The sequence below is a fragment of the Hymenobacter sp. R533113 genome (assembly GCF_056835965.1).
This window is the reverse complement of sequence record NZ_JAKWBD010000012.1, coordinates 1-7,668: the sequence shown is the minus strand read 5'-3', so window position 1 is coordinate 7,668 and position 7,668 is coordinate 1. Positions and strand designations below refer to the sequence as shown.

Sequence of the window (7,668 nt, the reverse complement as noted above, 5' to 3'; positions counted from 1 at the left end):
GCCCGAGGCCCCTTCACCGATGATGACGCAGATAACGGGCACCTTCAACAGAAACATTTCCTTCAGGTTGCGGGCAATTGCTTCGCCCTGCCCCCGCTCCTCGGCCTCAAGACCCGGAAACGCGCCGGGAGTATCGATGAGCGTGACGATAGGCTTGTTAAACTTCTCAGCCAGCTTCATCAGGCGCAGCGCCTTGCGGTAGCCCTCAGGGTTCGGCATACCAAAGTTGCGAAACTGCCGCTGCTTGGTGTTGCGACCCTTCTGCTGGCCAATAAACATCACCGAGCGGCCATCCAGGTCGGCAAAACCACCCACCATTGCCTTATCGTCGGCTACGGTACGGTCGCCGTGCAGTTCGATAAACTTGCTGGCCATGCCGTCAATGTAGTCGAGGGTATACGGGCGGTCGGGGTGACGGGAGAGCTGCACGCGCTGCCAGCGGGTGAGATTGGCGTAGGTTTCTTTTTTGAGGGCCTTAATTTTGGCCTCCAGCGCCGCAACGGCCTCCGATACATCTACCTGGCTGTCGAGCGCCAGTTGTTGCATTTCGCGTAGTTTGCCTTCGAGGGCGGCTATTGGTTGTTCGAAATCGAGGAGCATTGCCGGATGAAATAGGCGTCAGATAACGAAAAAAGGGATTGAGGCCAGACAAAGCTGCCTCAATTCAGAGTTGGCAAAGGTAAGCGAAACCGCTCCACCCGCGATATCAGCAACTCTGAATTGGGTTTAGAAAAAACAATGTCGCTGAAAAACAGCCACAACCGTGCAGAATGGCTTTTTTTCTGTAAAAAAATGCCCCCCATGTTGTGCAGTCTCAAACCTCCTCCTACCTTTGCAGCACTTTAAAGGAAAAACAAACGGTTCACCCACGAAGTAAATGGTTCGGTAGTTCAGTTGGTTAGAATGCCGCCCTGTCACGGCGGAGGTCGCGGGTTCGAGTCCCGTCCGGACCGCAGTAATGCTAGAAAAAACCCCTATAAGTCCTTACTTATAGGGGTTTTTCTTTGCCGGGGACACCAGGGGAAACATATTTATTATAAATTGTCCTGTCACTGCCTCCATTTACATTATTACTATTAGAATTAACTAAAGCACTTATGCCTAAAGTTTACAAGTATATCAAGAGGCAGTTTTTAGATACGATGCTAGGGCAAGGCACTATTTTGATTGGCTCTCTCCATAACTTCTGAAATGCTGAAAATGTAGAGATTGATGATGCTGGTGAGGGTATAATTACGATTGCAGGAATGCTACCCGATTACCGTGGAATAAACGTTTCAGGTGATAACATTCCAGATGTGATCAAACCGTATTTTTCAGCACCAGGTGCGAGGGGGGCTAACATCATAATTGAGAATAATTTTGTTTCTAACGAAAAAAATTATCCTGACGCTTATGTGTACTGCACTACCATGAAACCGATGAAAGACGTGATGGAAGCTTTTGAAGCGGAAGTCTGTGTGGAGATATCAGACCTTACAGAACTCGTGAAATGGTCAACAATAGAACTGTATAATTTGGAAGGGATAGGTCCAATTGTCAATTACCAACCTTGCAACTATACAGGGAGAGTAGTATCACAGGACGGGTATCAAAGCTACTGGCTAAAAGAGCCACGGCATGAATGGCAGTGTGAAAATAGAATTATCTGGCAACCCAAACCCTTTGGCTCGCCCGCCCAGCCAGTACTTATTTCCAGCCCAGAAATAGCTAAACTGTGTTCGGTGTATACTTTTAATTTAAGCGTTGGTACAACCCAACGTTTTCAATAATAGTAAAATTGATTAGAGTTATCTACGATAGTACCATCGGGAGCCAGCAGCATATAATTGTGGGGCAGCAGGCGAAAAAGCGCTGGTAACCAGATAGGTGAAGATTGCGAGAGAGCCCCTAGGGTATTTGGCGTAGCCAGTCGAGGGCAGCAACTTCATCTGCGAATAGGCGGAAGGTCATTACTCCGGCTTGGGCCTCCTGGAGCCGGTAGTTGTCGGGCAGCTGGGCCCAGACCTCGGGCGCCATCATCACGGCTCCGTAAATCTCCTGCTCTTGGTTACCATACGATAGCCAGTACTCGGTAATCCACCGGCTCTCTTCCTCCGTGTAGGGCGTCATCTGGCGGTGGTCACCCAGTATCTTGTGCCATCCGCGCCGCTTTAGGAGTTGACCGGTATGGCGGAGAAAGGCCTGTAAATAGGCTATGTCGCGCGCTCCTGCATGATACTGCACGATGGCATAGCCATCGGGATGCTCGAGAATACGACCGACGGAGTTCTCAAAATAGATACGCAGAGTAGAAGTAAGCATAAGCTAAGTGCGGAAGCGAAAACTGTAATCCAAGGAGTGGGCAAAAGTACTATTATCTGCGATGATGCATTTAGCTGCCTTAACGGGCTCACTTAATCAGCACGCGTAGATGTGCTCTTGCGACCAACGAGTTTGGTCGAGCTTACGCATTTTCGCTTGCTTACCTATATGCCCCCTTTGGCTAGTGCATTCGGCATTTTTAAGTACGTATTTTAGTCTCTACCGCTCAGAATATATAGAAAATATTTAAGATAAATATGTAACTATCCAAGAAATCTTCCCGTTACTGGCAACATATTCATACCCCGCACCAAACCAAAATCTAACGCTATGAAAAAAGTAACAACACTTCTCGGTTTGCTGGCTTTCAGTACCGTGTTAGCCATCAGCAACCCGGCGGTAGCTCAAACGACTGACACAAACACTACTGAGACCACCGCCGAGCGCGAGGATGACGACGATGACGACGACGATGACCACGGTAACTGGGGATTGTTAGGCTTGCTCGGCTTAGCCGGTTTGCTGGGCCGCCGGAAACGAGAGGAAGTCGTGCATCGTAACCCTACCCCTCAAAACCCTACGACTCAAAACCGCTAACCTGCATAGCAGCTGACTGCGAAAGCTATAGTTAGTAAAGGCCAGAATAATACGATTTAAGCCCTGTTTATACCTCATTTGACATAATCTGTCAGGGAGATATAAACAGGGCTTTTCTATTGATCCTGACACTCGCGGACTACATCGTCGTTGCCAGGCCGAACTGCGGAAATGATAATCCGGGCCGTGTGGGGGGCAAAAGTGTAGACCAGGGCGTGTGGAGAGTAGCGCGGAAATCCGTTCCGCGCTACTATTTCCCTACTGTCCACACACTCTAGAAGAAAGAACAAGGCAGGAGCAGCGTGCTTGATGGCTGCTCGCCTCACATCACGTAATACGTGCCGGCAAGGGGCACATTCTCTTTAGGCAAGTTCTTGTCGCCAATCATCTGCTTCAGGTTCACCTCAATAGTGCGGGCAATGGCCGTCACGGGAGTATCCGTGGGCTTGCTTTCGAAGGGATCTTGCAAGTGAATAGCCATCTTTTCAATTAAGAAGAAAGCAGACGAAATGGCTACCACCATCAATACCTCTAGCACGCCGAAAATCTCGAGCAGGGCGAAGGGCAGCAGCAGCACAAAAAAGAACAGGGAGAAGTGGGTATACAGCGTGTAGGTCACCGGAAATACGGTGTTTTTTATCCGCTCACATTTGCCCATAGAATCAGTCAGCCGGGTGAGGGTCGCGTCGAGCTCTACTTGCTGGTAGCTGTTCACCCAGCCCTCGTTTAGGGCGTAGCGCAAATCCCGGGCGTGCAGTTCCAGCAAGGCGTTGGGCAGATTCTCGTGTTTGGTAATAAAGGAAAGGTCCTCGGATGAGAGGTAACGGCGGATTTTCTCTACGTCCATTTTATTGCGCAAGGCCATGCCCAGGCAGTAGCTCCAGGCAATTTGCCGGTTCGTGAAGCGCTCTACCCAAGTGCGGGCTTCCTGCGGAGCGTAGGGCGCTTCCGTAAAGCAGAGCACCTGGCGGATCAGGGAGCGTGAGTCGTTCACAATTGCCCCCCAGACAATGCGGGCTTCCCACCACCGGTCGTAGGCCTGGTTCGATTTAAAGGCCAGCAGCAGCGAGAGCACCGTGCCGAGCACCATGGGAACGCTCAGGGGCAGGGAGATCGATATAATATGAAAAAACCGATCCTCTACCGCGATTAAAGTGGCATAGACGAATACAAACAGGACTTCCTGCTTTATTTTTCCAAAGACGTAGCTAAGCGGAATTTTGGACTTCAATAACATATAAAAGAGTAGTTACTAGGCGTTAGCAGGAATGCACAGGCAAGAATGTCGCGCACTATGTGACAGAGAGGCAGGGTACTTTCGTGTTAATGGCTTTGTTGCGGACGCTGCGGCTGGGCCCCACGCGTAGATAGTCGAGCATACTGCGCTTTTTGCAGGTAACGACCAGGTCAACTTCAAATTCCTCAATAAAGGTGATTACCCCGGTGGTTAGGTCGCGCTGCTGCAGCAGGCGCACCGAATACACCACGTTTTGTAGCACGGGGGCCGCATATAGCGCATCGAGCGCCTGCTTGAGCTTAGCCGTGCTGGTGCCGGGGGCAAATACCAGCAGGAAAGTAACGTAGTAATCGTTTCGGCACAGCAGGTCAACCAGCGCTTTATCGGGCAGGGCGTTTGTGCGGGCCTCGGCATCGAGCACAAAGGCAATTTTGCGAAACCGACTAGTTTCAAAAAACTCGGGGATATATAAGACCGGGAAGGGAATATCCTGCACCAGGCTGTTGAAATGGCGCATCGCCTCCGACGGGTTCGTGAGGGATACGGGGCTCAGTACCAGATCAATCTGATTATCGAGAACAAAGCTTTTGATGGTCAGTGAGGTGTCGCAGCAGAGGTGAGCAATGCGAATACTCTGTATTTCGAGGGCGTAAGACTTTTGCAGGCGCTCCAACGCTTTCACAAACTCCGCATCGGGTTCGCGGGCCTTCTCAGCCTCGCGCGGCAACAGCAATAATTCGGTAATAGAATCGGGTAAGGGCGTGTGGTGCAGCAGCGTAATCTCACAGGTTTCCCCTTTGAGCAGGGTAAGCGCATGCCTGATCAGGTTTAGAGAATAAAGCGTTAGCTCGGTGGGAATTACTATTTTTTTCATGTCGGTGTTCCTCGTTAGTTGCTAGACCGGGCTTTCAGAATAACAACAAAGCAAAAACACCCTTATTAAAGTGATATTAATAGGAAGTTATAATTCAGTTAAAGCCTAACTATTGCCCTAATTACGTACCAGACAAAGTACTTAAACAGCTGGCTACTTGATGGTTAACTTTTGAGTTGGGGGCTTTTTTCGAAAGGAACCGCATTCACAAGATCTTTACCCTGCTCGAAGTCGGTGATATTCTGCAGAGTAATATGGGCAATACTATGGAGGGCATTGGTGGTGAAAAAGCCCTGGTGGCCGGTTATGAGTACATTGTTGAAGGAGAGCAGACGCATAAACACGTCATCCTGAATAACCTTGCCCGAGAGGTCTTCGAAGAATAAGTCTGCCTCCTCTTCATACACATCCAGCCCCAGATATTTAATCTTCTCCGACTTAAGCCCCTCAATCACGGCCCGAGCATCAATAATTGCCCCCCGGCTGGTGTTGATCAGCATTACTCCGCTTTTCATCTTAGCAATAGACTCCTTATTGATCAGGTGATGGGTTTGGGGCGTGAGCGGGCAGTGCAGCGAAATAATATCGGACTGAGCGTACAAATTATCGAGGTCGGTAAGCTCCACTCCTATTTCCTGGCATTCCGCGGTTGGCTTGACATCATAGCCCAGCACCCGACACCCGAAACCTTTCAGAATGCGCGCCGTGACCAAGCCAATAGTACCCAGCCCAATCAGGCCCACCGTACTGCCGTGCAAGTCAAAACCCATCAGGCCGGTCAGGGCGAAGTTGCCTTCCCGAATGCGGTTGTAGGCGCGGTGCGTCTGCCGATTGAGCGTCAGAATCAGCGCCAGCGTGTGCTCGGCCACGGCATAGGGCGAATAAGCCGGCACCCGCACCACGGGCAGGTTTCGCTCGTCCGCCATTTTAAGATCCACATTGTTGTAGCCCGCGCACCGCAGCGCCACCAGGCGCACGCTGCTTTCGGCCAGCTGGTTCAGCGCCTGCTCATTTACCACATCATTCACAAATACGCACACAGCCTCAGCGCCCTGGGCCAGAACGGCCGTGTGGACGTTCAGCGGAACTTCCAGAAACCGAAGCTGGTGCCCAAACTGCTCGTTGGCCTCCTTGAAATACTGCTGGTCGTAAGGCTTGGAGCTAAAAAACGTGATGTTCATGCGAAGATCGATTAAAAGGAATAAGCGAATAGCCAGATTTGCCTCCGGGCCCTCCCTGGCTCAAGCTGCCCAAGGCTTCTCACTGCACACAGATGAGGTCAAGGCGCTTAGGGTAGCCGAGAAAGGGGCCGGCATCGGGCCGTAATCACTAAAGATACAACCATAAAAGCCCCCCAGCATGGCAGTGCCTTACGGGCTAGCAGCCCCAGCTGATTTGCACGGCAGGAATTTTTCTTATAACTTATCACAGTTGCTATCCTGCTACTCCCTAAGAAGAGACTGCTGTGCTTAACCGCCTTCTTCTCCTTGCCGGCTTGTGGCTGTTAGTACCCGCTACCGCCGGGGCTCAGGCTGCTTTCTCCGTCCAGCAACTGTGGCGCGCCCTGCACCAGCATCCTAAGGCCGACACGAGCCGCGTGAACCGGCTGAATAAACTGGCGGATTATCAGATAAACGAAGTCGGAATCCCGCAGTCCCAACAGAATTCACTGGCTCAGGAAGCCTTGGTGCTGGCCCACCAACTGAGCTACGCGTATGGGCAGGCGTATGTGCGGTACAACCTGGTTCGGGCAAGTTCAATGCCTTTTATGCAGTAGCGGAGAAGAGCAAGCGCACCAATCCCGGATTTAACCCTGAAGTGTGCGTGCAAACGCGGTGCATGAATAATACCATCCAAGTTCGGGTGCGCGACAATGTTGCGCGTGTTCAATGACGACTTGGTGCAGCCCGGCAACGGCTTCGGCATTCACCCCCACACCAACATGGAAATAATTTCCGTGATGCTGGCCGGGAGCATGAACCATAAAGACACCCTGGGCTACACCGAAGTGGTACATCAGGACTGGGTGCAGATCATGAGTGCCGGCACCGGCCTGCGCCACGAGGAGCACAACGTAGGCGACGATGAGGTAAACTTCCTGCAAATCTGGATTGAGCCGAAGCTGCAGAATATTGCCCCCCGCTACCAGCGTCGGCAGTTTCCGGAAGCGAAGCGAAAAAACCAGCTGACTACCATTGTCAGCAATGAGGAAGGCCAAGCGCATTGCTGGATCAACCAGAACGCAAAACTCTCCCTGGGCTACTACGAGGTGCCCCAAACGGTAGATTACCACTTCAATCCACTGAATAAAGCCTTGTTCCTGTTTGTCATCAGCGGCAACATTATGCTGGATGGTCAGAGTCTTCAGGCTCGGGACAGCATCGGAATCTGGGAAACGGACCACGTTAGCCTGGAGTGCACGGCCGATACGCGGTTTTTACTGATCGAAGCGCCTATTAATCATTGAGCTACGATTGGCAGCCTATTATACAAAAAGCCGGCGGTTTGCTACCACCGGCTTTTTGTGTTTGGGTTGACTACATGCGAAGGATTCAGGCTCCGGGTAATTTGGAATGGATACCTTACCTTTTATATATTGTAGACGGCCGATTTTCTGGACTAGTTTACATAATTTTACTTCTAGTGCTTAGTCAGG

The 7,668-nt window shown here is 51.0% G+C and carries 9 protein-coding genes and 1 tRNA gene; 5 read left to right on the top strand and 5 right to left on the bottom strand.

Annotated elements, in window-relative coordinates; all coding sequences use genetic code 11:
• The coding region (locus MKZ35_RS08740; RefSeq protein WP_482512855.1) for a carboxyl transferase domain-containing protein at positions 1–600 on the bottom strand (600 nt) is incomplete at its 3' end.
• A gap of 279 nt (positions 601–879) precedes the next feature.
• Between MKZ35_RS08740 and MKZ35_RS08735 the strand changes: the two genes are divergently transcribed.
• Positions 880–953 (top strand) — tRNA-Asp (locus MKZ35_RS08735).
• A 294-nt stretch (positions 954–1,247) separates the two neighbouring features.
• Entirely contained in the window at positions 1,248–1,772 is a 525-nt protein-coding gene (locus MKZ35_RS08730) for a hypothetical protein (RefSeq protein ID WP_482512854.1), read from the top strand.
• Positions 1,773–1,890: 118 nt separating this feature from the next.
• Here the strand turns inward: MKZ35_RS08730 and MKZ35_RS08725 are convergent, their stop codons facing one another.
• Positions 1,891–2,304, bottom strand: coding sequence for a hypothetical protein (locus MKZ35_RS08725; RefSeq protein ID WP_482512853.1), 414 nt, complete (start codon positions 2,302–2,304; stop codon positions 1,891–1,893).
• Positions 2,305–2,634: 330 nt separating this feature from the next.
• On the opposite strand from MKZ35_RS08725, the gene MKZ35_RS08720 reads away from it, so the two are divergent.
• The gene (locus MKZ35_RS08720; RefSeq protein ID WP_482512852.1) at positions 2,635–2,901 is read left to right on the top strand and encodes a WGxxGxxG family protein; all 267 of its coding nucleotides are present in this window, start codon (positions 2,635–2,637) and stop codon (positions 2,899–2,901) included.
• A 322-nt stretch (positions 2,902–3,223) separates the two neighbouring features.
• Here the strand turns inward: MKZ35_RS08720 and MKZ35_RS08715 are convergent, their stop codons facing one another.
• The 3 genes from MKZ35_RS08715 to MKZ35_RS08705 all read right to left on the bottom strand — a co-directional run bounded on the left by MKZ35_RS08715 (position 3,224) and on the right by MKZ35_RS08705 (position 6,193).
• Positions 3,224–4,138, bottom strand: coding sequence for a bestrophin family protein (locus tag MKZ35_RS08715; RefSeq protein ID WP_482512851.1), 915 nt, complete (start codon positions 4,136–4,138; stop codon positions 3,224–3,226).
• A 55-nt stretch (positions 4,139–4,193) separates the two neighbouring features.
• Positions 4,194–5,012 (bottom strand): hypothetical protein, encoded by an 819-nt coding sequence (locus MKZ35_RS08710; protein WP_482512850.1) that lies wholly within the window; start codon positions 5,010–5,012, stop codon positions 4,194–4,196.
• Positions 5,013–5,176: 164 nt separating this feature from the next.
• Complete coding sequence (locus MKZ35_RS08705; RefSeq protein ID WP_482512849.1) at positions 5,177–6,193, bottom strand: 2-hydroxyacid dehydrogenase; 1,017 nt, start codon at positions 6,191–6,193, stop codon at positions 5,177–5,179.
• A gap of 284 nt (positions 6,194–6,477) precedes the next feature.
• Here MKZ35_RS08705 and MKZ35_RS08700 point away from each other — a divergent pair, with 284 nt between their 5' ends.
• Both MKZ35_RS08700 and MKZ35_RS08695 read left to right on the top strand, forming a co-directional pair.
• Positions 6,478–6,789: a hypothetical protein gene (locus MKZ35_RS08700; RefSeq protein WP_482512848.1), complete on the top strand. Its 312-nt coding sequence runs from the start codon at positions 6,478–6,480 to the stop codon at positions 6,787–6,789.
• Positions 6,790–6,885: 96 nt separating this feature from the next.
• Positions 6,886–7,479, top strand: a complete 594-nt coding sequence (locus tag MKZ35_RS08695; RefSeq protein WP_482512847.1) for a pirin family protein — start codon at positions 6,886–6,888, stop codon at positions 7,477–7,479.
• Positions 7,480–7,668 lie beyond the last annotated feature (189 nt).